Source organism: Janthinobacterium sp. HH106, from assembly GCF_001758725.1.
In the GTDB taxonomy this organism is placed as follows: domain Bacteria; phylum Pseudomonadota; class Gammaproteobacteria; order Burkholderiales; family Burkholderiaceae_D; genus Janthinobacterium.
Genome location: NZ_LRIC01000040.1, coordinates 82467 through 105150 on the forward strand (window position 1 = coordinate 82467; position 22684 = coordinate 105150).

18 protein-coding genes, 1 tRNA gene and 2 pseudogenes are annotated in these 22684 nt (G+C 62.0%); 11 read left to right on the forward strand and 10 right to left on the reverse strand.

Annotation, left to right across the window (positions count from 1 at the left end):
* Positions 1 to 2: 2 nt before the first annotated feature.
* Entirely contained in the window at positions 3 to 1517 is a 1515-nt protein-coding gene (locus JAB8_RS15955) for an ATPase domain-containing protein (protein WP_083286944.1), read from the reverse strand.
* A 421-nt stretch (positions 1518 to 1938) separates the two neighbouring features.
* Here JAB8_RS15955 and JAB8_RS15960 point away from each other — a divergent pair, with 421 nt between their 5' ends.
* From JAB8_RS15960 to JAB8_RS15990, 8 genes are all read left to right on the forward strand, one after another.
* Positions 1939 to 3159 carry an efflux RND transporter periplasmic adaptor subunit gene (locus tag JAB8_RS15960; RefSeq protein WP_070290565.1) on the forward strand — a complete coding sequence of 407 codons (1221 nt, stop codon included), beginning with the start codon at positions 1939 to 1941 and terminating at the stop codon, positions 3157 to 3159.
* A 15-nt stretch (positions 3160 to 3174) separates the two neighbouring features.
* Positions 3175 to 6339, forward strand: coding sequence for an efflux RND transporter permease subunit (locus JAB8_RS15965; protein ID WP_070219160.1), 3165 nt, complete (start codon positions 3175 to 3177; stop codon positions 6337 to 6339).
* A gap of 1 nt (position 6340) precedes the next feature.
* Positions 6341 to 7789: an AdeC/AdeK/OprM family multidrug efflux complex outer membrane factor gene (gene adeC, locus JAB8_RS15970; protein ID WP_070290566.1), complete on the forward strand. Its 1449-nt coding sequence runs from the start codon at positions 6341 to 6343 to the stop codon at positions 7787 to 7789.
* A 63-nt stretch (positions 7790 to 7852) separates the two neighbouring features.
* Complete coding sequence (locus JAB8_RS15975) at positions 7853 to 8467, forward strand: TetR/AcrR family transcriptional regulator (protein ID WP_070219162.1); 615 nt, start codon at positions 7853 to 7855, stop codon at positions 8465 to 8467.
* 103 nt (positions 8468 to 8570) lie between these two features.
* Positions 8571 to 8647: transfer RNA gene (locus JAB8_RS15980), tRNA-Pro, on the forward strand.
* A 126-nt stretch (positions 8648 to 8773) separates the two neighbouring features.
* On the forward strand, positions 8774 to 9082 hold the full coding sequence (locus tag JAB8_RS15985; RefSeq protein WP_070290567.1) for a hypothetical protein: 309 nt from the start codon (positions 8774 to 8776) through the stop codon (positions 9080 to 9082).
* Positions 9083 to 9341: 259 nt separating this feature from the next.
* A complete protein-coding gene (locus tag JAB8_RS29540; protein WP_162995750.1) occupies positions 9342 to 9479 on the forward strand; it encodes a hypothetical protein in 138 nt (45 codons plus the stop codon).
* Positions 9480 to 9729: 250 nt separating this feature from the next.
* Positions 9730 to 10170, forward strand: a complete 441-nt coding sequence (locus JAB8_RS15990; protein WP_070290568.1) for a hypothetical protein — start codon at positions 9730 to 9732, stop codon at positions 10168 to 10170.
* Positions 10171 to 10406: 236 nt separating this feature from the next.
* Here JAB8_RS15990 and JAB8_RS29950 read toward each other — a convergent pair.
* Positions 10407 to 10595: pseudogene (locus tag JAB8_RS29950) on the reverse strand (integrase core domain-containing protein); the annotation flags it as partial.
* A 17-nt stretch (positions 10596 to 10612) separates the two neighbouring features.
* On the reverse strand, positions 10613 to 11608 hold the full coding sequence (locus JAB8_RS15995) for an AraC family transcriptional regulator (RefSeq protein WP_070290569.1): 996 nt from the start codon (positions 11606 to 11608) through the stop codon (positions 10613 to 10615).
* A 59-nt stretch (positions 11609 to 11667) separates the two neighbouring features.
* Here JAB8_RS15995 and JAB8_RS16000 point away from each other — a divergent pair, with 59 nt between their 5' ends.
* The 3 genes from JAB8_RS16000 (at position 11668) to JAB8_RS16010 (ending at position 16231) form a co-directional block, all read left to right on the forward strand.
* Positions 11668 to 12918: an MFS transporter gene (locus tag JAB8_RS16000; protein WP_070290570.1), complete on the forward strand. Its 1251-nt coding sequence runs from the start codon at positions 11668 to 11670 to the stop codon at positions 12916 to 12918.
* Between the two features lie 204 nt (positions 12919 to 13122).
* Complete coding sequence (locus JAB8_RS16005) at positions 13123 to 15132, forward strand: S9 family peptidase (RefSeq protein ID WP_070290571.1); 2010 nt, start codon at positions 13123 to 13125, stop codon at positions 15130 to 15132.
* Between the two features lie 49 nt (positions 15133 to 15181).
* Positions 15182 to 16231, forward strand: coding sequence for a hypothetical protein (locus JAB8_RS16010; RefSeq protein WP_139143067.1), 1050 nt, complete (start codon positions 15182 to 15184; stop codon positions 16229 to 16231).
* A 4-nt stretch (positions 16232 to 16235) separates the two neighbouring features.
* Here JAB8_RS16010 and JAB8_RS16015 read toward each other — a convergent pair whose 3' ends face one another.
* The 7 genes and pseudogenes from JAB8_RS16015 to JAB8_RS16040 all read right to left on the reverse strand — a co-directional run bounded on the left by JAB8_RS16015 (position 16236) and on the right by JAB8_RS16040 (position 22658).
* Positions 16236 to 16976 (reverse strand): glycosyltransferase family 2 protein, encoded by a 741-nt coding sequence (locus JAB8_RS16015; protein WP_070290573.1) that lies wholly within the window; start codon positions 16974 to 16976, stop codon positions 16236 to 16238.
* Positions 16973 to 17617 (reverse strand): class I SAM-dependent methyltransferase, encoded by a 645-nt coding sequence (locus JAB8_RS16020; protein ID WP_070219170.1) that lies wholly within the window; start codon positions 17615 to 17617, stop codon positions 16973 to 16975. Before JAB8_RS16020 ends, JAB8_RS16015 begins: the two co-directional genes overlap by 4 nt.
* Positions 17614 to 18384, reverse strand: coding sequence for a PIG-L family deacetylase (locus tag JAB8_RS16025; RefSeq protein WP_070290574.1), 771 nt, complete (start codon positions 18382 to 18384; stop codon positions 17614 to 17616). The genes JAB8_RS16020 and JAB8_RS16025 overlap by 4 nt, the downstream gene beginning before the upstream one ends.
* A 1-nt stretch (position 18385) precedes the next feature.
* A complete protein-coding gene (locus JAB8_RS16030; protein ID WP_070290575.1) occupies positions 18386 to 19414 on the reverse strand; it encodes an acyl-CoA dehydrogenase in 1029 nt (342 codons plus the stop codon).
* A gap of 170 nt (positions 19415 to 19584) precedes the next feature.
* Positions 19585 to 19731 (reverse strand): annotated as a pseudogene (locus tag JAB8_RS29110) (IS1595 family transposase); the annotation flags it as partial.
* 80 nt (positions 19732 to 19811) lie between these two features.
* Positions 19812 to 20426 carry a hypothetical protein gene (locus JAB8_RS16035; protein WP_121670141.1) on the reverse strand — a complete coding sequence of 205 codons (615 nt, stop codon included), beginning with the start codon at positions 20424 to 20426 and terminating at the stop codon, positions 19812 to 19814.
* Between the two features lie 141 nt (positions 20427 to 20567).
* Positions 20568 to 22658, reverse strand: a complete 2091-nt coding sequence (locus JAB8_RS16040) for a methyl-accepting chemotaxis protein (protein WP_070290577.1) — start codon at positions 22656 to 22658, stop codon at positions 20568 to 20570.
* Positions 22659 to 22684 lie beyond the last annotated feature (26 nt).

The window sequence follows — 22684 nt, forward strand, 5'->3', positions numbered from 1 at the left end:
TCCTAAGGGAAAGGCGTGCCGCCGATGGTGGGCAAGCCCGACAGGATGCCGTGAAAGCCAGCCAGGGCCGGGCCGATGCGGATGCCCTGCGGGCTGATCTCGAAGCGGCGGATGGTGCGCTCGTGCGCGCTGTCGCGTTTCTTGAAGACGGAAATGGCTTGCCGCACCTCGCCTTCCGTTTCGTAGTAGCGCAGCATGATGACGCTGTCGGCCAGGTAGCTGGCGTCGGCCGCCGTCGTCATCGAGGTGCCCAGCATGTTTTGCTGCACGCCGACGAGCAGGGTGGCCACGCCGTGCTGGCTCAGGTAATTGAGCAGTTCATGCAGGTAGGTGCTCTGGAAGCGTTCATCGGGCACCGCATGCATGTAGCCGTTCAGGCTATCGATGACGATCACCCTGGCGCCCCGCTGCGCTGCGTCGACCACGGCCTGGGCGAATTCGCCCGGTGTCATCTCGGCCGGATCGATCTGCTGTGCGCTCAGCAAACCCGTGTCGAGCGCCTCCTGCAGGCGCATGCCCACGCTGTCGGCCCGGGTCAGGAGCTTGCTGCGCGCTTCCTCGAACAGGAACATGGCGCACGGTTCGCCGCGCGCGGTGGCCGCGTGCACGAATTGCGCCGCCAGGGTGGACTTGCCGCTGCCGGCGGGGCCGGAAAGGAGCGTGCTCATGCCTTCTTCCAGGCCGCCGCCTATCATGGCGTCGAGTTCGGGCACGCCGCTCGACAGGCGCCGATGGCCGCCATCGCGGCGTGTGTCGGCCGCCACCAGACGGGGATAGACGACCAGGCCGTCACGGGCGATCTTGTAGTCGTGCGTGCCGCTGCGAAACGCCACGCCCCGGTATTTCACCACCCGCACGCGGCGCCGGTCATTGCCATAGTCCTGGTTTTGCAGCTCCAGCGAGATCACGCAATGGGCCACGCTACGCACTTGCAAGCCGTCGTCCAGCGCGGAGCGGTCGTCGATCAGCACGGTGGTGCAGTGCCGGCTGGCCAGGTATTGTTTCAACGCCACGACCTGGCGCCGGTAGCGCAAGGGGTTTTCCGCCAGCAGCTGCAGTTCGGACAGCGAATCGAGCACGAGGCGGGCCGGACGGTGCTTTTCGATGGCGGCCAGGATGCGCTGGTTGGTCGAGGCCAGTTCGATTTCCGACGGGTGGAAGATCGTGTACTGGCGCTCGGGGTCGAGTATATCGTCGCTGGGCGCCACTTCTTCGATGGCGATGCCGGCCAGGTCCCAGCCGTGCGACAGGGCCGCGGCGCGCAGCTCGATTTCCGATTCGGCCAGGGCGATATACAGCACGGGCGTGCCCTTGCGCGCCCCTTCGGCCAGAAACTGCAGCGCCAGCGTGGTCTTGCCTGTGCCTGGCACGCCTTCGAGCAGGTACAGGCGCTCGGGCAGCAGGCCGCCCGTCAATATGGTGTCGAGGCCAGGGATGCCCGTCGACAGCAGTGGCGGCGCGTCCAGGCCGCCCGCGCCATCGTCTTGCGCCGTTCCTTGCGCCTGTGCTGTCGTCATCGCGTCCTCGCTTCGCCACGCTGTGGTCAATATATTAGCGCGTCCGCTGCGGCATGTCTTTTCGATACCATTGGTAAATAATCACGGGCGCCATGCAAGCCGGGGCCGGCAGTGTTGCACACTTGTCGTCAGGCTCAGCAAAGAAATCTTGACCCTGCTAAAGTATTGATTCAATCCAACTCTCCCGCTTTGCCGTTTTGCCGCCGCCGGCCTGAATTTCCGATGGATCCTGCTGGTGCGCACCTGCTGTTGTTGTCGCCATTTAATTGCATCATTAGCAACAAAAAACGCTTAAAGGTTACTTTGTTTCAATTGTAACGCTGCTTGACGATTTTAGAATGATCGTTCATTCTTTGATCTGCGTTAATAAATTTAGTCATTTCTAACGACACTAGCCAGCTTCTTTTTCAGAAAGTCCAAGATGCAACCAACCTTTTCCCTGACGTCGCCGCGTACGAGCGGCGCTATTGCCGTTCTGTGCGCCACTGTAATCATGGCCGGCTGCAGTAAAAAACAGGAAGCACCTCACGCGCAGCAAGCGCCGCAGGTGGTCGTGTTTACTGTTAATCCGGCCGCGTTGCCGATGAGCGCCGAATTGCCCGGCCGCACGAATGCCTACCAGGTCGCCGATGTGCGCCCGCAAGTGGGCGGTTTGATCCAGAAGCGCCTGTTCGTCGAGGGTAGCGATGTGAAAGCGGGCACGGCCCTGTATCAGATCGATTCCGCTACTTACCAAGCCGCCGCCAATTCGGCCAAGGCCGCCCTGTCGAAAGCCAAGGCCAACCTGCTGACGGCCGGTCCGAAAGCGTCGCGCTACAAGGAACTGGTGGCCATCGAAGGCGTCAGCCGTCAAGAGTACGATGATGCCGTCGCCGCGTTCGAGCAAGCGAAGGCAGACGTCGAGTCCGCCACTGCGGCGCTGGAATCGGCGAACATCAACCTGCGCTACAGCACCGTGACGGCGCCGATCAGCGGCCGCACCAGCCGTTCGAGCGTGACGGCCGGCGCGCTGGTCACGGCGGGCCAGGCCGAAGCGCTGACCACCGTGCAGCAACTCGATCCGATCTATGTCGACGTGACCCAGTCGAGCACCGACCTGCTGCGCCTGAAGCGCCAGATGGCCGACGGCTCGCTGAAGAAAGTGGGCGAAGGCCAGGCCAAGGTCGACTTGATTCTGCCGGACGGCAGCAAGTACGGCGCATCGGGCAAGCTGCAGTTTGCCGGCGTGACGGTCGATCCGACCACCGGCAACGTGATCTTGCGCGCGCTGTTCCCGAACCCGAAAGGCGAATTGCTGCCAGGTATGTACGTGCGTGCGCAGCTGGAAACGGGCGTCGATGAGAAAGCCATTACCGTGCCGCAAGTGGGCGTGACGCGCAACCAGAAGGGCCAGGCCACGGCCCTGATCCTGAACAAGGAAAACAAGGTCGAGCAGCGCGTGCTGACCACCAGCGGCACCGTCGGCACCAACTGGCTGGTGACGTCCGGCCTGGCCGCAGGCGACCGCGTGATCGTGGAAGGCTTGCAAAAAGTCAAGCCAGGCGCGCCAGCCGTTGCCGTGCCGGCCAAGGCCGAAGCTGCTCCTGCGCCAGCGCCCGCCGCTGCCGCTTCTGCCGCCGCATCGGCTGCCAGCGCCCACTAATTCAGGAGAATATTAATGGCCCGTTTTTTCATTGACCGCCCGATTTTTGCCTGGGTGGTCGCGATCGTCATCATGCTTGCCGGCGTGATTTCGATCCTCAGCCTGCCGATCGCGCAGTACCCGAGCATCGCTCCGCCGTCGATTTCGATCAGCGGCTCCTACCCTGGCGCCTCCGCCAAGACCGTGGAAGATGCGGTCACCCAGGTCATCGAACAAAAGATGAAGGGTATCGACGGCTTGCGCTACATGTCCTCGTCGAGCGATGCGACTGGCGGCATCAGCATCACCTTGACGTTTACCAGCGGCACCAATCCCGACATCGCCCAGGTGCAGGTACAGAACAAGCTGCAGCTGGCCACGCCACTGCTGCCGACGGCTGTCACGCAACAGGGTCTTGTCGTGTCGAAAGCGACGAAGAACTTCCTGATGGTGTTCGGCTTCATTTCCGAAAACGGCAAGATGGACCAGACCGACTTGAGCGACTATGTGGCCGCCAACGTCGTCGATCCGCTCAGCCGTGTTGCCGGCGTGGGCGACGTGACCCTGTTCGGTTCGCAGTACGCCATGCGTATCTGGCTCGACCCGGCCAAGCTGCAAAGTTTTAACCTGACCCCGGCGGACGTGATCACGGCCGTGCAGGCGCAGAATGCGGAAGTGTCGGCCGGTGAACTGGGCGGCACGCCGTCCGTCAAGGGTCAGCAGCTGAACGCCACCGTGTCGGCGCAAAGCCGTTTGCAAACGGTGGAGCAGTTCGGCGCCATCTTGCTGAAAACCACGACCAACGGTGCCATGGTGTACCTGAAGGACGTGGCCAGCATGGAACTGGGCCGCGAGAACTACAACACCGTGGCCCGCTACAACGGCCATGCGGCCACCGGCGTGGCGATCAAGCTGGCGACGGGCGCCAACGCGCTCGATACGGCCAATGCGGCGAAAGCCATGCTGGGCAACCTGAGCAAGCAATTCCCTGAAGGCATGAGCTACCAGGTGGCGTTCGACACCACTCCGTTCGTGAAACTGTCCATCGAAGAAGTGGTGAAAACCCTGGTCGAAGCCGTCATCCTGGTATTCCTCGTGATGTATTTGTTCCTGCAAAACTTCCGCGCCACCCTGATCCCGACCATGGCCGTGCCGGTCGTGCTGCTCGGCACCTTCGGCATCCTGAATGCCTTCGGTTATTCGATCAACACCCTGACCATGTTCGCCATGGTGCTGGCCATTGGTCTCTTGGTCGATGATGCGATCGTGGTGGTGGAAAACGTCGAGCGCGTGATGAGCGAAGAGGGCTTGTCGCCGCTGGAAGCGACGCGCAAGTCCATGACGCAGATCACGGGCGCGCTGGTCGGTATCGCCATGGTGCTGTCCGCCGTGTTCGTGCCGATGGCCTTCTTCGGCGGTTCGACGGGCGTGATTTACCGCCAGTTCTCGATCACGATCGTGTCGTCGATGGTGCTGTCCGTCGTCGTCGCGCTGGTGTTTACGCCAGCCTTGTGCGCCACCCTGTTGAAACCGGTCGAGAAGGGCCATCACGCGACGAACAAGGGTTTCTTCGGCTGGTTCAACCGCAGCTTCGACCGCAGCAGCAATAAATACCAGGGCTGGGTCGGCGCCATGATCACGCACCGTTTCCGCTCGATGCTGCTGTACGTGCTGCTGCTGGCTGGCCTGGTGTTCATCTTCATGCGCCTGCCGACCTCCTTCCTGCCGGAAGAAGACCAGGGCATCCTGTTTACGCAGATTCAATTGCCGACGGGCGCCACGCAAGAGCGCACCCTGAAAGTGATCGAACAGGTCGAAGACCACTTCATGAACAGCGAGAAAGACAACGTCGCTTCCGTGTTTGCCGTCGCCGGTTTCAGCTTCGGCGGTAACGGCCAGAATACGGGTATCGCCTTCGTGCGCCTGAAAGACTGGTCGCTGCGCAAGGACGTGGCGCAAAAAGCGCCGGCCGTGGCCGGTCGCGCCATGGGCAAGTTGTTGCAGATCAAGGATGCGATGGTGTTTACGTTCGCCCCGCCTGCCGTGCTGGAACTGGGTAACGCCACCGGTTTCGACATGCAGCTGCAGGATATCGGCGGTGTCGGCCATGACGCCCTGATGGCGGCGCGTAACCAGTTGCTGGGCATGGCGTCGCAGAATCCGGCCATGGTGGGCGTGCGCCCGAACGGCCAGGAAGATACGCCGCAGTACAAGATCGACATCGACCAGCAGAAAGCCACCGCGCTGGGCTTGCAGATCTCGGAAATCAACCGCGTGCTGAGCGTGGGCTGGGGTAGTTCGTATGTGAACGACTTCCTCGACCGTGGCCGCGTGAAGAAAGTGTTCATGCAAGGCAATGCCGAATCGCGCATGCTGCCGGAAGACTTGAACAAGTGGTTCGTGCGCAACACGGCTGGCCAGATGGTGCCGTTCTCCGCCTTTGCCACCGGCAAGTGGATTTACGCGTCGCCACGCCTGGAACGCTACAACGGCTTGCCGTCGGTCGAGATCCTCGGTACGCCGGCGCCGGGCCAGAGCACGGGTGCCGCCATGAACGCGATGGAAGAGATGGTGGCGAAGTTGCCGCCTGGCATCGGCTTCAGCTGGACCGGCGTGTCGCTGGAAGAGCGCGAATCCGGTTCGCAGACGCCGCAGCTGTACGCGCTGTCGCTGCTGATCGTCTTCCTGTGTCTGGCTGCGCTGTATGAAAGCTGGTCGATTCCATTCTCCGTGCTGCTGGTCGTGCCGCTGGGCGTGATCGGCGCCGTGCTCGGCACGTGGCTGTTCGGCCTGTCGAACGACGTGTACTTCCAGGTGGGCTTGCTCACGGTGGTGGGCCTGTCGGCGAAGAACGCCATTCTGATCGTGGAATTTGCCAAGGAAATGCAGGAATCGGGCATGTCGCTGCTGGACGCGACCTTGCACGCGGTGCGTCTGCGTCTGCGTCCGATTCTGATGACCTCGATTGCCTTCGGCCTGGGCGTGTTGCCGCTGGCCATTTCCAGCGGCGCCGGTTCCGGCAGCCAGAACGCCATCGGTATCGGCGTGCTGGGCGGTATGTTGACGGCCACGTTCCTCGGTATCTTCTTCGTGCCGGTGTTCTTCGTGCTGGTGCGCGGCTTCTTCTCGAAGCCGGATGCGCCCGCCACGCCGGCGACGCCTGGTTCGCCAGCCGTCACGCTTTCCAAGGATGCACATTAATATGAAAAAATCACTACTCTCCATGGCGGCGCTGGCCTTGCTGGCCGGTTGCAGCCTGGCTCCCACGTACGAGCGTCCGGCAGCGCCGGCGCCGACGGCGTGGCCGACGGGCCCTTCCTACAAGGCCGACACGGCCGCCGCCGACGCCAGGCCAGTGGCGGACATCGCCTGGCGCGAGTTCTTTGCCGATGCGCGCCTGCGCCAGGTACTGGAACTGGCGCTGGCCAACAACCGCGACCTGCGCGTCTCGATCCTGAACATCGAGAAGGCGCGCGCCACCTACGGCATCGAACGCGCCGCCCTGATCCCGACCCTGTCGGCCTCGGGCGGCCAGTCGGCCACGCGCATTTCGAAAAATGCCAGCCCGACGGGCGAAGCGTCCATCAACCGCCAGTACACGGCGAACCTGGGCGTATCGGCCTACGAGCTGGACTTCTTCGGCCGCGTGCGCAGCCTGTCCGACAGCGCGCTGGAGCAATACCTGGGCACGGAAGAAGCACGCCGTGCGCAGCAGATCAGCCTGGTGGCCGAAGTGGCCAGCACCTATCTGAACCTGGTGGCCGACCAGCAGCGCCTGCGCGTGGCGCAGGACACCCTGAAGAGCCAGCAGTCGTCGTATGACCTGGCCGTGCGCCGCTTCAGCGCGGGCGCCACCTCGGGCCTGGACAAGTACGATGCCCAGACCAGCGTCGAGTCGGCCCGTTCCGACGTGGCTGTCTACACGAGCCAGGTGGCGCTGGACCAGAACGCGCTGGTCTTGCTGGTGGGCGGCCCCGTGCCGGCTGACTTGCTGCCGCCAGCCGAGTTCGGCACCGTGACGGCGCTGACGGACATTCCGTCCGGCGTGCCGTCGGACGTGCTGCAACGCCGTCCCGACGTGCTGGCGGCGGAGCGCACCTTGCGCGCCGCCAATGCCAACATCGGCGCGGCGCGCGCGGCTTTCTTCCCGCGCATTTCGCTGACGGCCACGGCCGGTTCGGTCAGCGACAACCTGTCGGGCCTGTTCAAGGCGGGCAGCGGCACGTGGAGTTTCCTGCCGCAGATCAGCTTGCCGATCTTCGATGGCGGCGTGAACCGCGCCAACCTCGATATCGCCAAGGTGCAGCGTGAAATCTCCGTGGCGCAATACGAAAAGGCGATCCAGGTCGCCTTCCGCGAAGTGTCCGATGCGCTGGCCCAGCGCGGCACCATCGACGAGCGCCTGCAGTCGCAGGTCTCGCTGGTCGAGGCGTCGACGAAGAGCTACACCATCCACGATGCGCGCTACAAGCAGGGCGCCGAGTCCTACCTGAACGCCCTGGTGGCCCAGCGCGCGCTGTACACGGCGCAGCAAAGCCTGATCACGGCGCGCCTGGCCAAATCGACCAACCTGGTCACCTTGTACAAGGTGCTGGGCGGCGGTTGGCAGCCTGAGCAGACAGCCGTCGCGGCGGCTGGCGGCGCCCAATAATCACGGGGACGCCGACGCCGGCCTTGCCCGCAAGGGCAGGGCCGGCGCGCTACTGGAAAAGTCATGAACCAAGTTGAAAAGAAGCATCCGGATCCCGAGCGCGCCAACACGCGGCGCAAGCAGGTGCTCGATGCGGCCGAAAGCTGCTTCAGCCGCCGCGGTTTCCACGGCGCCAGCATGGCCGAGATATCGAAGGCGGCCGGCATGAGCGCGGGCCACATCTATAATTATTTTGACAGCAAGGATGCGATCATCGCCGCCTTCGTCATGCAGAATACGGAGCGCGTCTCCAATTTGATGCAGGACCTGGCGCAGCGCGAAGACCCGCTGCAGGCCGTGATCGACAATGCGGGCGAGCATGTGCTCGAAGCGCTGGACCCGACCACGTGGATGATGCCGCTGGAAATCTTTGCCGAAGCGTCGCGCAATCCGGCGATCGCGGAAATGCTGCAATGCTCGGACCGGCGTTCGCGCCAGTTATTTCTCTCCATCATCCGGGATGCGCGCATCAAGCGCGGCTTGCCGGCCGACGAGGAAATGTTGCAGGGGCGCCTCGACGCCCTGGTGGCGCTATATCAGGGCTTGCCCGTGCGCTTCATTCACCATCCGGACGTGAAGGTCGAACCGCTGATCGCGGGCTTTCGCATCGTCCTGACGGCGCTGCTGCTGAGCGAATAGGGCGCTTGAGCGGGACATGCAAAAAAGTTTGCGCAGATCGACATGAATCGCGCGCAAAAGCATGGCAAAAACCTAAAAGCGTCTGCTATAATTCCCACCTCGTCGGGGCGTAGCGCAGCCTGGTAGCGTACATGCATGGGGTGCATGGGGTCGGAAGTTCGAATCTTCTCGCCCCGACCATTAGATTCAAGGAGTTACAGCGCAAGCTGTATAGAAACCCAGTACTGTTTATTATACGTTTGTATAATATCGGTGCTGGGTTTTTCCGTTTACAGAAGCGGACGCTGCGTTAGAGCTGCACCCGCCATGATTGACTCGACAGATATGTGCACCAAGCAAGTAACGATAGATCTTACCTACGCCAAGAATGCTTTGTTCGTTCGTCAATCCGTTGCGGTCGCTTTTGGCGTGCCAATCGATACGGAAATAACTTGGGTCTTTCTTCAAGATATGCTCTGTAATGCCAGCGAGTGTGCATTACCTGCGCGGGTGTTAGTCTGTGGCCTGCCAAGTGCTAGCGGCGCGATTGGCGATGAGATTCGAATGCTCCGCACCTTTCTCCGCGCGCTTGCGACAACGCGAAGCATCGAAGTTCAGATTGTTTTGCACGATTAAACATGTGGCGCTCTGCCTCTGCTCTGGGGCGACAGTTGCCGTACGCCGTAGGGCTGACATCGGCCAGGAACAGTCATTCGCGTTGACGTGACAATACGTGACTTTTCTCGCTTGCTAAGTCGTTATGCTCATGGGCCGCTAGCGGCCAAAGACGGACGCCGATGAGCATATTTTTCGATTCACGGAGAGTCATATCAAAACACTTGCACGCGCCATAATTTTCGCCACACAATATATAAATAGTCGAGCCGGCGACACCTTGGACGACGATGTCGCGGTACTTGAAGAGATTTCAGCGGAGTTGAAAAAAACTTCCGTCGAGGAAAAGAAATGCCTTATCCAAACCGCAAAAGAGCTCGGACTTGAATCTTGGCTGGATGAAATGGGCATTGATTAAGTGCGCAGAAAAAGATATTGGAAAGCTGCTGTTGGCCGGGAGCGGACGTTGAACAGGCATGCGCTGCTGCTTGCCTGCCTTTACGGGCAAGAACACAAGCGTCTTCAACGATTCTGAACGCAAGTCGATTTTGCGTCGAATTTTCCCCGGCTACTTTCAGCGACGCTAACGACTGCAAGAGCAGCCGCCCGATAGAATAGAGCTTGTTTAATTCAGGACATGCAGTTGCCCATTTCTAAGTATGGAATCAATGACGGTGATGGCAACAAAGTGGAAGAACCAGGAGGTGCGAAGCTGCAATGGCCTTCTGTGCAGCAATGGTGATCTCTACGACGTGCACGCAACCAGAATGGCCAGGGTACGTGAAAAACAGGAACTTGGCGGTTGGCTCAATGTCGCGATTCTGGCGCAAGAAGAGTTGTATGGTGGACAGTACATAGTTAAGTGCGGAGAGGCTGCGGAACACGGCTCAATCGGCGTAGTCGTTTTGGAATCGCTGCAAAATCATGAACCTGTTTGGACGTTTGTTTCTGATCAATCCAATCCATTTGATCAAATAACAATCAAGGGCGGCTTGGTGTTGGTGCTGTCAACGTCAGGCGCCGTGTTACGGTTTGGTGCGCCAATGAGGGAGGCAAGGCTTCTGCTCCCGAGTACTTCGATCCATGGTTCTAACGACGAGCGCTTGTAAAGTGAGACGCTGCGCGTCCGCTATGCTTAGGTGATGCCTTTTAAGCAGCCTCCGGCCACAAGCGGTCAGTCGTGAACAGGGAGACAGATGGGCTTCATCAACAGATGTGAAGCGTCGCTACGATTATTTGGCGACGACCTCATTCCCGAAGAGGTGTGCCGTCTATTCGGCCATTTCCCTTCGCAGGCATGGATGGTCATCCCCCCATTTTTAGAGCGCGTTAAAAGTAGAGCTTGAGCGGCCATGGCAAGCTTTTGTTTTGGCGTGATGGCGTCAAGTGCCGTGTTCGGCCGGTCGTGATTGCAAGTCCACAGCCAGCGGGTTGCCAAATCCTCGATATCCTCGAGCGTTTCAAACAAATAATGGGCCAACCAGTCGTAACGCACCGTGCGGTTATGTCGCTGAAAAATGGATTGATCAGCGCTTCCCTCCGCTATCCTCCTCAAAGCATTTGCCGACAGGCACCCGGCGGCTTGCCGATGACGCGCTTAAAAGCACGACTGAACGCGGCTTGCGATGTATAGCCAAGGCGTCGGGCGACGACGTCGATGGACACGCTTTCGTGAGTGAGCAATTGTCTGGCAAGGCGCATTCTCAATTCCGTGGCATAGCGCAGGGGCGGCACTCCGATGGTGGTTTCAAAGCGTTGGGCGAAAACAGAGCGAGAGATATGACACTCCGCAGCCAACTGCGCAACTGTCCATTCACGACCAGGCTGGCGGTGCAGCGCCAATATGGCGCGAGCAAGGCGCGGATCACGCAAGGCGGCGAGGAGACCGGAAGCGGTTTCACAACCGCATTCAATCCAGCCGCGCACGATCATTGCTGCCGCGACCTCCGCCAGGCGAGCCAGAATGCCTGCAAAGCCAATACGGCCGGCACAGATTTCACGCTTCATTGAATCAAGAACAGGCAGCAACCCGGGATAGCCTTGCGCTTGCGTGTCAGCCACCATGACAGTTGGCATCAGCTTGCCGATCCCTTGCATCCCGCCGAGATCGAATTCCATGCAGCCGTAAAAAATAACTGCACTGGGCACGGGGTGCGTACTGGGACATGTGTCTACTCCGCTAACGGATTCACCCAGGGGCGCGACATCGAACTTTTCGATGTCCTGAAACGCAATACCCGCATCCGATAGAAGCTGATGTCTCCTGCCGTGAGGCATGAACACCGCGCTACCGGCGGACAGCTTATGCAACTCACCATCATCGGTACACAGGAAGGCAGTGCCAACAGCGAGGAAGTGGAAGTAGGCGTGGCCTGGCTTGTCTTCAAAGCCTATGCCGAAAGCTGGACCGGTCTGAATACGGCGGTACTGGACTCCACGCAGGCGCATGCCTGTCAATAGTTCATTGACGAGATTAGATAATGGAAAAATTTGATTTTGCTTGCTCATTTTAGGTGTTTCGATCAAAACATCCGGACTTGCCATCATAGATCATCCTGCATTTTACCTCTAGACTTTCGACTCCGATTGTTTTAGGGATTTCAGAGATGAACAACGATGTTTTTGCTACCGAGCAAACGCCCAACGCGAACGATGTGTCTGTTCCAGAGCCAGCGACAGCGGCATGGATGGCAGTGTTTTCACTGGCCATGGGCGTTTTCGGTTTACTGACGGCGGAGTACCTGCCAGCCAGTCTACTGACCCCGATGGCCTTCGATCTTGGCGTATCGGAGGCACTAGCTGGTCAGGCAGTGACGGTGACGGCCGTAGTGGCCATGTTCGCCGGGCTGTCGGTGCCAGTTCTCACGCGTAATTTTGACCGGCGTATCGTCTTGTTGGCTTTCACGGTGCTGATGATCGCCTCCAACTTGCTGGTGGCGTTGTCCTCAAGCTTGACAGTATTATTGGTGATGCGCATTCTTCTGGGCGTCGCGTTAGGAGGTTTCTGGAGCATGGCGGCAGCCGTGGCCATGCGTCTGGTGCCGGCAAAGCTGGTGCCGCGAGCGCTATCCATCATATTCAGTGGCATCGCCGTCGGGACGGTCGTTTCCGTACCGCTGGGCAGTTACTTAGGGGGGATATATGGCTGGCGCAGTGCATTTATAGCAGCCGCGGCTGTCGGAGGGCTGACACTTTTGTTTCAATTGTTCACGCTGCCCCGTATGGCGCCGCGCACGATGACGCGTACCACATCGGTGCTGCGATTGCTCCGTCGCCCGGGGATTGGGATCGGGATGTTGGGCTGCGTACTGGCCCATACCGGGCAATATGCATTGTTCACCTATATTCGCCCCGCTCTTGAAAGCGTTGTCCATATAGATGTAAATGGTTTGTCTCTGATGCTCCTGGGTTTTGGTGTCGCCAACTTCGTTGGCACGCTGCTGGCCGGCTGGCTAATGGAGCGTAGCCTGCGTGCCACTTTAGTGCTCATGCCTGCGCTGGTGGGCTTGGCGGCATTCGGCATGATCCTGCTGCCAGTCCAAGGAACAGGCCTGATGTTTTTGGTCGCTCTGTGGGGCCTGGCGTTCGGCGGCGTACCTGTCGCCTGGTCCAACTGGGTAGCCCGTGCTGTCCCGGATCAAGCGGAGACAGCAGGCGGCATGGTCGTCGCTGCGGTGCAATCTTCAATAGCTGCCGGCGCTGCATTGGGTGGCATTATGTTCGGCTTTGGTGGAGTGACAGGCGTTTTCATGATTGCTGGCGTTGTGATGCTGTTCGCCGCTCTCGTTATCGCTTTAAAAGTTCGCGTGGAACTGCCGCAGCACGGTGCGACCGCTGCCCCGGTGCTGCACGGTTGAACGCAAGCCACATCCGAACTGTCCGCCGTCGCCATGCGGGCATGCATCATCTGCTATGCAGTTCATCCCTCCTTTCCACCTTCCTGTGCCCCGATTTTCGTCCCCTGTCGCTGTCATCAACCTGGCAGCACGGCTTTGACCTATGATTTGCTGGCACATGCACCATGATTATGTTTTCCTTCATCCCACAACCATGAGGTGTCCATGATTCGCTATGTCCTGCCTGCCCTGTTGTTCGCCAGCGCCCTGCCGGCGCATGCCCAAGCCCCTGTCAAGGAAACGCCGCTGATCGAGCGCACCAAGCTGTTCGGCAATCCCAGCAAGTCCGGCGGCAAGCTCAGCCCCGATGGACGTTGGCTGTCGTGGATCGCGCCGCGCGATGGCGTGCTCAATGTGTGGGTGGCGCCGGCCGGCGACCTGGCGCAGGCGCGGCCGTTGACGGAAGAAAAGGTGCGTCCCATCCGCGGCAGCTTCTGGTCGCCCGATTCGACAACCCTGCTGTTCATCCAGGACAAGGGCGGCGACGAGAATTTCCTGCTGTACGGCGTGAACGTGGCGACCGGCAAGCAGGTCAATTACACGCCGTTCGAGAAGACGCGCGTGCGCATCGTCCAGATCAGCAGCAAGGTCAAGGACCGGATTCTCGTCGGCATCAATAACCGCGATGCGCGCTGGCACGACGTGTACAGCCTGGACCTGGCCAGCGGCAAGCTGACCCTGGTGCAGCAGAACGATGGCTATGGCGGCTACCTGGCCGATGAATTGCTCAATCTGCGTATGGCCAGCAAGGCGCGCGCCGATGGCGGCATGCAGTATTTTCGCCTGACGGACGGCAAGGTCGAGAGCACGCCGCTGACCGAAGTCGGTCTGGAAGACTCGCAGACGACGGCGCCGCTGGCGTTTACGGTCGACGGCAAGACCTTGTACTGGACCGATTCGCGCGGCCGCAATACCTCGGCGCTGCTGGCGCAGGACGTGGCCAGCGGCAAGACCACGGTCATGGCGCAAGACCCGCGCGCCGACATCGCCGATGCGCTGTACGACACGCGCACGGGCCGGGTGCAGGCCTATACGGTCAATTATCTGCAGCAGGAATATCTGCCGTTGGCGGACGACCTGAAAGCCGACCTGGACTTCCTGAAGAAAAATACCCAGGGCCAGTTCACGGTGACCTCGCGCACGGATGCCGACGATAAATGGCTGGTGAATGTCGATGCCGTCACGGCGCCCCCATCGAGCTGGCTATACGAGCGCAAGACCAAAAAGCTCACGCGGCTGTACGTGACGCGTCCGGAACTGGAAGGCGCGCCGCTGGTGCCCATGTATCCGCAGCAAATCAAGGCGCGCGACGGCCTGAACCTCGTGTCTTACCTGACCCTGCCGCAGGCGTCGAAGGCGGGCGCCGGCGGCAAGGCCATGCAGGCGGTGCCGATGGTGCTGCTGGTGCACGGCGGCCCGTGGGCGCGCGACACCTATGGCTATAACGGTTACCATCAGTGGCTGGCCAACCGCGGCTATGCCGTGCTGTCGGTGAACTTCCGCGGGTCGACGGGCTTCGGCAAGCAATTCATCTCGGCCGGCGACCTGCAGTGGGGCCGCAAGATGCATGACGATTTGCTCGACGCGGTGCAATGGGCGGTGAAAAGCGGCGTGACGAGCGCCGACAAGGTCGCCATCATGGGCGGCTCCTACGGCGGCTACGCCACCCTGGCCGGCATGGCGTTCACGCCGACGACGTTTGCCTGCGGCGTCGACATCGTCGGCCCGTCGAACCTGTTTACCTTGCTGCAAACCATCCCGCCGTACTGGGAAGCGGGCAAGCAGCAGTTCTACAAACGCATGGGCGACCCGACTACGGAAGAGGGCAGGGCGCTGCTCAAGGAACGCTCGCCGCTGAACTTTGCGCAGAACATCCAGCGCCCGCTGCTGATCGGCCAGGGCGCCAACGACCCGAGAGTCAACGTGGCTGAGTCGGACCAGATCGTGGCGGCCATGGCGGCGAAGAATATTCCCGTCACCTATGTGCTGTTCCCCGATGAGGGCCATGGCTTTGCCCGGCCCGTCAACAACATCGCCTTCAATGCCGTGACGGAAAACTTCCTGGGGCAATGCCTGGCGGGCCGCGCCGAGCCGATCGGCGCCACCCTGAAGGCATCCACCGCGCAGGTCAAGCATGGCGCGGAGTTTGCGCCGGGGCTGAAGGAAGCGATGTAGCAAGCGCTAGTCAAGTAGCAAAGGCGGCGCGCAGGGACAGACGAACGGTTTGGTTCCTCGTGCCGCCGGCATAGCGCGTGCTGCTTGCTTCGACGATGCTGTGCGGGTGATATTTTTTGCTGCAGCCGCTCAATTTTTAGTTAATAGCGATTTTCGCTTGACATCAAATTTGCCTCAATATAATTTCTATTTGGCAATAGTTCTCATCAATTGCGCCGGTGCTCCGGCATATCCCGTATCTTGGTCTTGTCTTTGTAAAGTGAAAATGTACAAACAAATTAATTGGAACCGCGCTCTGATTGTCGTAGGGCTCGTGGTGGTCATTCCAGGCGTGGTTTTTCTTCTATTTTCCTTGGCTGCCAAAGTGATCTGGCTCAGGTATTTCTACGTTGTAGCGTGCCTGCTAGTGGTCGCGGGGACAATTATTCATTCATTTCGCAAGCGTGACGAGGTGCTTGCCAAGCAGGGCACGGAACGCAATGTGTTTGTCGCCAGAATGAAATTTCGCGCCGAGGTCATGGCCGCGTTTGCCCTCATCGTATTCATCGGACCCTACTATCAGATCGGCTTGAGCCTGGATAAATTGGAAAGAAATGAGCGGAGCCATTATCTCAACGCCGCCTCGGCTATTTTCAAGGAGCATCTTCCCCCTGAGTATTGCTTGTCACGCCCGCAGTTGAAAAAGAGTTGTGACACCATCACTCAAGAAATAGCTGCGCTGTATGTAAATGTAATGCTGGATACGGGGGAAGAAGTCACGAAAAATATCGATGGAATTATCTTGCAGATAAAATTACTCGATTTACCCGCCGCAAGTGCGAAGGCCAATGCGCTGGATGAGGGCGTTTCCAAACTGAAAGTGATTGATTTGAAGGATGGGCTGCTGACATATGCCTTTAGCCTCTTGCCGTTGGTGATCCTGCTATTTGCCAGTTTAGCGGTGTCGTCCAAGGTCGCAGTGGCCTGGGCAGAGCTAAGGGTACGTCTGGATGAACAGCTCGTGGAGAAGGAGAAGACGGAGAAGGATGAGGCGGAGCAGGAGGCGCGGCGGCAAAAGCTGGAGGACGAGGCGGGCCGCGCAGAGCAGGCAAGCGCATGATCCCTTATCCTTGATGCTCTGGCAGCATGGCGAGAGTGCACGTTGCCGTCTGCCCTGCCATCTCCGCCACCACCTGCTGCAGGGTATCGCCAAAGCCGCCCCGTGCCCTGGCATGGCGGCGGGCGCTTGTGGTGACGCGCGGCGCGGCGCTCCAGGCGATGTGCGCGCCGCATTCTTGCAGCGCGGCCACCATGGCCACGTCTTCGCTGCAAGCCAGTGGCGCGAAGCCGCCGGCGCGCAGGTAGGCGCTGGCGCACACGCCGAAGTTGGCGCCATGGATGTGGCGGTGGCCGTCGGCATCGGTATAGGTGCGGCTGAAGTGGGCAAGCAGCGCCCCGGCGTTGTCGCCGTGCGGCGACCAGTCGTCCACGGCCACCGTGCCGCAGACGGCATCGGCATTCAGGCCCAGCTGTGTACTCAGCCACGATGGCGAGACGCGCGTATCCGCATCCGTGAAGGCCAGCCAGCGGGCACCGCGTTGCAGCAGTTCCTGCGCGCCCGCGGCGCGCGCGCTGCCCACGTTACGCACATTGACGGCGATACAGTCGAGGCGCCAGCGCAGGTCCGTCTGCATGGCGTGCGTCAGCACGATGCGTTGCGACTGGTCGCTGCAGGCGTCGAGCACGATGACGATGCACACCGCTTCTCCGGACAGTCGGGGGCAGGTGACGGCAAGGCGCAATGCCTCCAGGCAGGCATCCAGGCACGCTTCCTCGTCATGTACGGGCACCACGACGCCGATCATGCAAAGCCCTCGCGCTGCGCCACCGAGCGCGCATCGTTCGACCAGATCCCCAGCAGGAAGTCGGTCTCTTCGTGGCGCAGCACGCGGTGCAGGCCGGGCGCATCCTCGAACGCCGCATGCACGCGCACGGTCGAGATGATGCGTTGCGCGAATGGCGCGCGCCAGTGGCACAGGGCGATGCTGCCGCCCGGCGCCAGGCTGGCGATGCAGTGTTCGACCACGCGCGCCAGCTCTTCCGGCGACAGGTAATAGGCGATCTCGCTGAGGACGATCAAGTCAAACTTGTCGGCGCCGGGCAGGATGCGCGGCCAGTCCTGCGGCAGCCGGTGCTGCGCGAGGCTGACGTTGCCGCCGCCTCCGGCGTCGAGCAGCCGCTGCTGCGTGAGCCCCAGCGCTTCGGCCGAAAGGTCGGCCGCCAGCAGGCGCTCGCAGCGCCGTGCCAGCGCCAGTGTCAGCTCGCCATTGCCGCATCCCGGTTCATATGCGTGGCGGTAGCGTTGCTGCGGCAGGCTGGCCAGCAACAGGGCGCGCTTGCGCTCCTCGTACCAGCGCTGGCGCACCAGCCACGGGTCGGCATCCTGGCGATACAGTTGTTCGAAATAGCTGCGGCGCTGGTCGTCGGGCGTGGAAATGGCGCTCATAGAAAATACACCTCCCACGCGTGCAACAGGCGCTGCAAGGCGTCGCCTGCCACGATGGCGGGGCTGCCCGTCGACGGGTCATCCTGCATCTGGCTGGCGAAGCAACGCAGGGCGGCGCGTTTGCGCTGCAGGAGGGGGGCCGGCAATGGCAGCCGGCGCGCGCGGTGCCAGGGTACGCGCGCGTCGCCCGGCACGGCCCAGTGCCAGCCCCAGACGGGCATTTCCACCAGGGTGGCGCCGCTGGCCGAGCAGGCCGAAGCGCAGGCCCAGCCGCACGCTTCATGGTCCGGGTGGCCATCCAGGCGCCAGGTGGTGAAGACGATGTCGCCGGGCCGCAGCTGCGCTGCCAATGTGGCGCTCAGCTGCGGCGTCCTGCCGGCCACGCCGCCATCGGGCAGGTGCAGGCGCAGCCACGCGGGCAGCGCCAATCCCAGTGCCTGCAGCGCTAGCGCCGATTCCTGCGGACGCACCTGGCGCAGGCGTTCCTGCGGCCAGAGTGGCGAGCCCGGGTGGCTGGCGTCGCCGTCGGTGACGGCGACGAACAGCAGTTCGCTGCCCTGCGCCGCCAGCAGTTGCAGCAAGCCGCCACAGGCGAGGATTTCATCGTCGGGATGGGGCGCGACGATGACGGCACGCGCCGCCGGCGGCACCAGGGCGTGGGCGCTGATTGCGGGTAGCTCGTTGAGCCCCGCCCAGGATTGCCACACCTGGTCCGGCGTGCCGCAACCTTCGATGCGGCGCGTATGCGTATCGGCAAGAGTCAGCATGTCATAGCGCCCACGGATGGTCTTCGGCGCCGGCGACGATACCGCCGAGCACGGCCTGATCGCGCTCGGCATGGCTCTGGCGCAGGAACACGGGCAGGTCGGCCGCCAATCGCGCGAAACGGGCGTCGCGGCACAGGGGCCCGGCGCCCAGCGCGCGCGTGGTCAGCAGCAGGGCCAGCGTGGCGGCATCTTCCACGGCCAGGCGCAGGCGCAGGGCCAGTCCCATGGCGTCGCGCTGCGGATGGGCGTCGATTTCCGCCGCGCCTTCGCGCAGCAGGGCGCCAGCGGCGCGCAGCGCACAGTCGATCTGGCCCAGCTGCGCCAGGCGCACGGCATCGGGGGCGGCGTGCTGCGCGCGTGCGTGCAGGTGGCTGGCGATGGCGCAGGCGGCGCCGTACCAGGCGGCCGCGATGCCGGCGCCGCCATGCCAGAAGCCAGGACGGGCCAGATATGCGCCCGGCGCGCCCACGGGAAAGGCGCGCGCGGCGGAAAAGCTCACATCGACGCTGGCGCAGGCGGCCATGCCGACGGCTTGCCAGCCCTGGTCCGTGACGTGCACGCCCGGCTGCGACAGGGCTACCGAGGCCAGGCAAGCCTGGCCGTCCTCATTCCAGCAGCTGACCAAGGCATGGCTGAGGCCATGTGCACCGGAGCACCAGGCCTTGCGTCCATCGAGCACATAGCGGCCATCGGCCGCCTGCTGCAACTGCACGCGCGCGCCCGGCATTTCCGCGCACCATACGCCCCAGCTGCTGCCGGCCGGCACGCCGGGACCGTCGATTTCCGCCAGGATGGCCAGCGCATCGGTATGGCCCTCATACAGCTTGAGCAGGGACAGGTCGATGGCGGCGATGGCGGCCAGCATTTGCCAGCGCAGCAGGGTGGCGCCGTGGCCGGGCTGGGGCAGCTGGTCCAAGCCCGCATCGCGCAGGCGCCGCAAGCCTTCGATGGGGAGAAAGGCGCTGTCCTGCTGCAGCAGCAGGGCGCTCAGTGCAGCGTGGGACGGCAGGGGGAAAGCGTGGGACGACATGGCAAGCTCCTGTTTTTCAACAGAATAGCTTTCTATTTACGCAAAGTATGTTCGATTCTACACATACGCTCGCTAACGGACTCGAGTCTACGACGCGGTGGGTGAGATGGCGCCGCCGCGCCAAGCTGCGGGGCCGGGCGGCCCACGGCTACTCGTGCGTTTATTTTTGGCTATGTCACCGTCAAGTGTGGGAATGCTCCCAGCGCCGCCTTCAATAACGTTGCCGGTGAACGGATGCGCCTGGCGTCGGGTATCCAGCGCCAGCCCAGGTAGTTCGGCAGGTAGCGCGTGGCCACGCCGTGAAACGGCCGCAGCCAGTTGCATGGTGAATATGCAGAGTCAGACAGCACCGCCAAGGGAAGATTCCGTCATTTCCCCTACTTGCCGATGACTGAGCCTATTTTTTTACATACAGCATGTCGGGCACGTAACTGCTGCCGTTGTGCGAGAAGGTGTAGAGAGTGTTGTCGCGCAAGACGATGCCGCCTTTGATGGTTTGCGCGGGGAGCGTGCCTTCGTCGAGCAGGCAAGTGGAGCCGCCTTCATATTCGATGCACCATTGCTGTTTGCCATCTTTCTTCACGTATTGCACGCCGGGCCCCGTGACGTTGAAGCTATAGGCGGGGATGGACAGGTTCAGCTTGTCGATGCGCACGTTGCTCGCGGCCCCATTCTCCGTCAGTTTGACGAGAACGTCAGCCACGCCATCCGGTGTCGCCGTGATTTTCGCGGTCATGGTTTCCGTGCCCAGCAAGGTGCCGCTGCAGCCGGTCTTGAGATAGGTTTCGGTGGTGGAGGTCAGTTCCATCGCGCCGCTGCCGTCGGCTTTGGCTGCGACGACCATGGTCTGGCGTTCATGCTCGTCGCATGGCGCTTGCCAGGTGCCGACGTAGGGCGCCAGCGTCGAGCCGGCATTGACATTGCCTGCATCACTGCTGCCGCCGCCGCCACCGCCGCAGCCAGCCAGCAGTGCGGTGCTTGATGTCAGGAGTACTGCTACGATTTTTTTCATGCCCATCCTTTTATTCCGGCAAACATGCGTGCCGTAGACGCGGCAACAGTATAAAAGGATGGCTCAGGGGCAATTCTCACCGAATGTATTTGCCACTTGATTTACATCAAGGATAGCGTGCAATGACCAGGCAAGGCAGGCTTAAAACTCTTCCCAGTCATCTCCTGCCGGTGCCTTGGCCGGCGCGTGCTGTGCCGCTGGCGGCTTGGCAACGGCCAGGCGCTTGGCCGGTGATGCTGTCTTTGGCGGCGCGGCGCGTGGTGTTGCCACGGCTGCCGCCGGTGTTGCTGCCGGCGCCGTCTGGCGCACCTGCTCGCCCAGCTTGAACACGCTGACCACCTCGGCCAGATGGCTGGCCTGGTCTTGCAGGCTTTCGGCGGCCGCCGCCGCTTCCTCGACCAGGGCCGCGTTCTGCTGCGTCACGCCATCCATCTGCGCCAGCGCCTGGTTGACCTGGGCGATGCCGTCGCTTTGCTCGTTGGTGGCGACGCTGATGTCGGCCATGATGGCGGTCACCTTGCGCACGCTGTCGACCACCTGTTCCATGGTGGCGCCCGCTTCATCGACGAGCTTGCTGCCGGCCGCGACCTTGCCGACGGAGTCGTCGATCAGCAGCTTGATTTCCTTGGCCGCCGCCGCCGAGCGTTGCGCCAGGTTGCGCACTTCCGTGGCGACGACGGCGAAACCGCGGCCCTGTTCGCCCGCGCGCGCCGCTTCCACGGCCGCATTCAGGGCCAGGATATTCGTCTGGAAGGCGATGCCGTCGATCACGCTGATGATGTCGACGATCTTGTTCGACGAGTCGTTGATCGAGGTCATCGTTTCGATGACCTTGCCGACCACTTCGCCGCTCTTCTGCGCCACGCTCGATGCGGAAGCGGCCAGCTGATTGGCCTGGCGCGCATGGTCGGCGTTTTCCTTGACGGTGCCCGTCAGTTCTTCCACCGAAGCGGCCGTTTCCTCGAGCGAACTTGCTTGCTGCTCCGTGCGGGCCGACAGGTCGTTATTGCCTTGCGCAATTTCCGCGCTGGCGCGGGCCACGTTGTCGGCGCTGGCTTGCACTTGCAGCAGCACGGCGTGGATCTTTTCCACGAAGGCGTTGAAACCCTTGCCGATGACGGCCAGCTCGTCGGTCCCCTTGACTTCCAGCTTGACGCGCAGGTCGGCGTCGCCGCTCGACAGGTCCGTCATGGTGCGGCCCAGGGTGCGCAGGGGGCGCGTCAGCTGGTTGACGACGAGGATCAAAATACCGGCCGTGGCCGCCGCGCACAGCAGGGCGACGATCAGTGTGTAGATCATCAGGTCGCGCGCCGAGGCGATGGCCACGCTTTTCGGGAAGTTCAGTTCCACGCTCCAGGGCGCGATATCGGGGTGGATCTGCAGCGGCTGCAGCAAATGGATGTAGCCCTGGCCGTCTTCATATTCGTACGGCTGGCCCTGGCGCACTTTTTCCAGGCCGGCAGCAGGCACGTCGTCGGCCTTCTTGCCCAGCCGCTCGGGCACGGGATGGCTCGCGTACAGGCCGCCGTTCGAGATCAGGGCCAGCTTGCCGCCCTCGATCACTTTCAGGTCGGCCAGGATTTTCGCCAAGCGCGTGAGCATGAAGTCGGCGCTGGCCACGCCCTTGAAGCCGCCGTCGATCATGATGGGGGCCACCAGCGAGGCCATCAGCACATTCTTGCCGTCGACGGGGTAGATGTACGGTTCCGTAAAGTAAGTCTTGCCCGTGCGCTTGGGCACGTCATACCAGTCGTTGGCGCCCGGTTTCGGGTCGAAGACGATGGGTTCGACTTGCAGCTTGCCGCCGGCGCCCCGCGTCCAGTAGGGCATGAAGCGGCCGCTGGCGTCGTAGTACGGCTTCTGGTTGGCGAAATCCGCATCCTTGCCGTCGAGCGCGTTCGGCTCCCACGTCACGGCCGCGCCCAGCAAGTCTTCCGAGCTGGTCAGGGTGGCCTTGGTCATTTCATTGATCTGCTCGCGCTGCAGGGGCAGGCTGGCGCTCTTGGTGCCGCGCATGGCGCCGGCCAGGCTGGAAACGCTGGACAGGTTGCTGGCGATGCGCGCCTGCAGCGCGCCGGCCACTTCGCGCGCCGACGTGCGCGCCAGGTCCAGCGCGGCCGCTTCCGCGCTGGCGCTGCTCTTGTAGCCGATCACCGCCGCCGTGACGCCGAGGCTGAGGACGGCGAGCGCGGTGGCGGCGACGCAGATTTTACTGTTCAGTGAGAGTTGCATGATGCTGTTCCTTGATGGGGAGGGGT

Excerpts from the sequence above, each read along its gene's own strand:
- JAB8_RS15955 (WP_083286944.1), bottom strand. The coding sequence starts at position 1,517 with ATGACGACAGCACAGGCGCAAGGAACGGCGCAAGACGATGGCGCGGGC.
- JAB8_RS15960 (WP_070290565.1), top strand. The coding sequence starts at position 1,939 with ATGCAACCAACCTTTTCCCTGACGTCGCCGCGTACGAGCGGCGCTATT.
- JAB8_RS15965 (WP_070219160.1), top strand. The coding sequence starts at position 3,175 with ATGGCCCGTTTTTTCATTGACCGCCCGATTTTTGCCTGGGTGGTCGCG.
- adeC (WP_070290566.1), top strand. The coding sequence starts at position 6,341 with ATGAAAAAATCACTACTCTCCATGGCGGCGCTGGCCTTGCTGGCCGGT.
- JAB8_RS15975 (WP_070219162.1), top strand. The coding sequence starts at position 7,853 with ATGAACCAAGTTGAAAAGAAGCATCCGGATCCCGAGCGCGCCAACACG.
- JAB8_RS15985 (WP_070290567.1), top strand. The coding sequence starts at position 8,774 with ATGATTGACTCGACAGATATGTGCACCAAGCAAGTAACGATAGATCTT.
- JAB8_RS15990 (WP_070290568.1), top strand. The coding sequence starts at position 9,730 with ATGACGGTGATGGCAACAAAGTGGAAGAACCAGGAGGTGCGAAGCTGC.
- JAB8_RS15995 (WP_070290569.1), bottom strand. The coding sequence starts at position 11,608 with ATGATGGCAAGTCCGGATGTTTTGATCGAAACACCTAAAATGAGCAAG.
- JAB8_RS16000 (WP_070290570.1), top strand. The coding sequence starts at position 11,668 with ATGAACAACGATGTTTTTGCTACCGAGCAAACGCCCAACGCGAACGAT.
- JAB8_RS16005 (WP_070290571.1), top strand. The coding sequence starts at position 13,123 with ATGATTCGCTATGTCCTGCCTGCCCTGTTGTTCGCCAGCGCCCTGCCG.
- JAB8_RS16015 (WP_070290573.1), bottom strand. The coding sequence starts at position 16,976 with ATGATCGGCGTCGTGGTGCCCGTACATGACGAGGAAGCGTGCCTGGAT.
- JAB8_RS16020 (WP_070219170.1), bottom strand. The coding sequence starts at position 17,617 with ATGAGCGCCATTTCCACGCCCGACGACCAGCGCCGCAGCTATTTCGAA.
- JAB8_RS16025 (WP_070290574.1), bottom strand. The coding sequence starts at position 18,384 with ATGCTGACTCTTGCCGATACGCATACGCGCCGCATCGAAGGTTGCGGC.
- JAB8_RS16030 (WP_070290575.1), bottom strand. The coding sequence starts at position 19,414 with ATGTCGTCCCACGCTTTCCCCCTGCCGTCCCACGCTGCACTGAGCGCC.
- JAB8_RS16035 (WP_121670141.1), bottom strand. The coding sequence starts at position 20,426 with ATGAAAAAAATCGTAGCAGTACTCCTGACATCAAGCACCGCACTGCTG.
- JAB8_RS16040 (WP_070290577.1), bottom strand. The coding sequence starts at position 22,658 with ATGCAACTCTCACTGAACAGTAAAATCTGCGTCGCCGCCACCGCGCTC.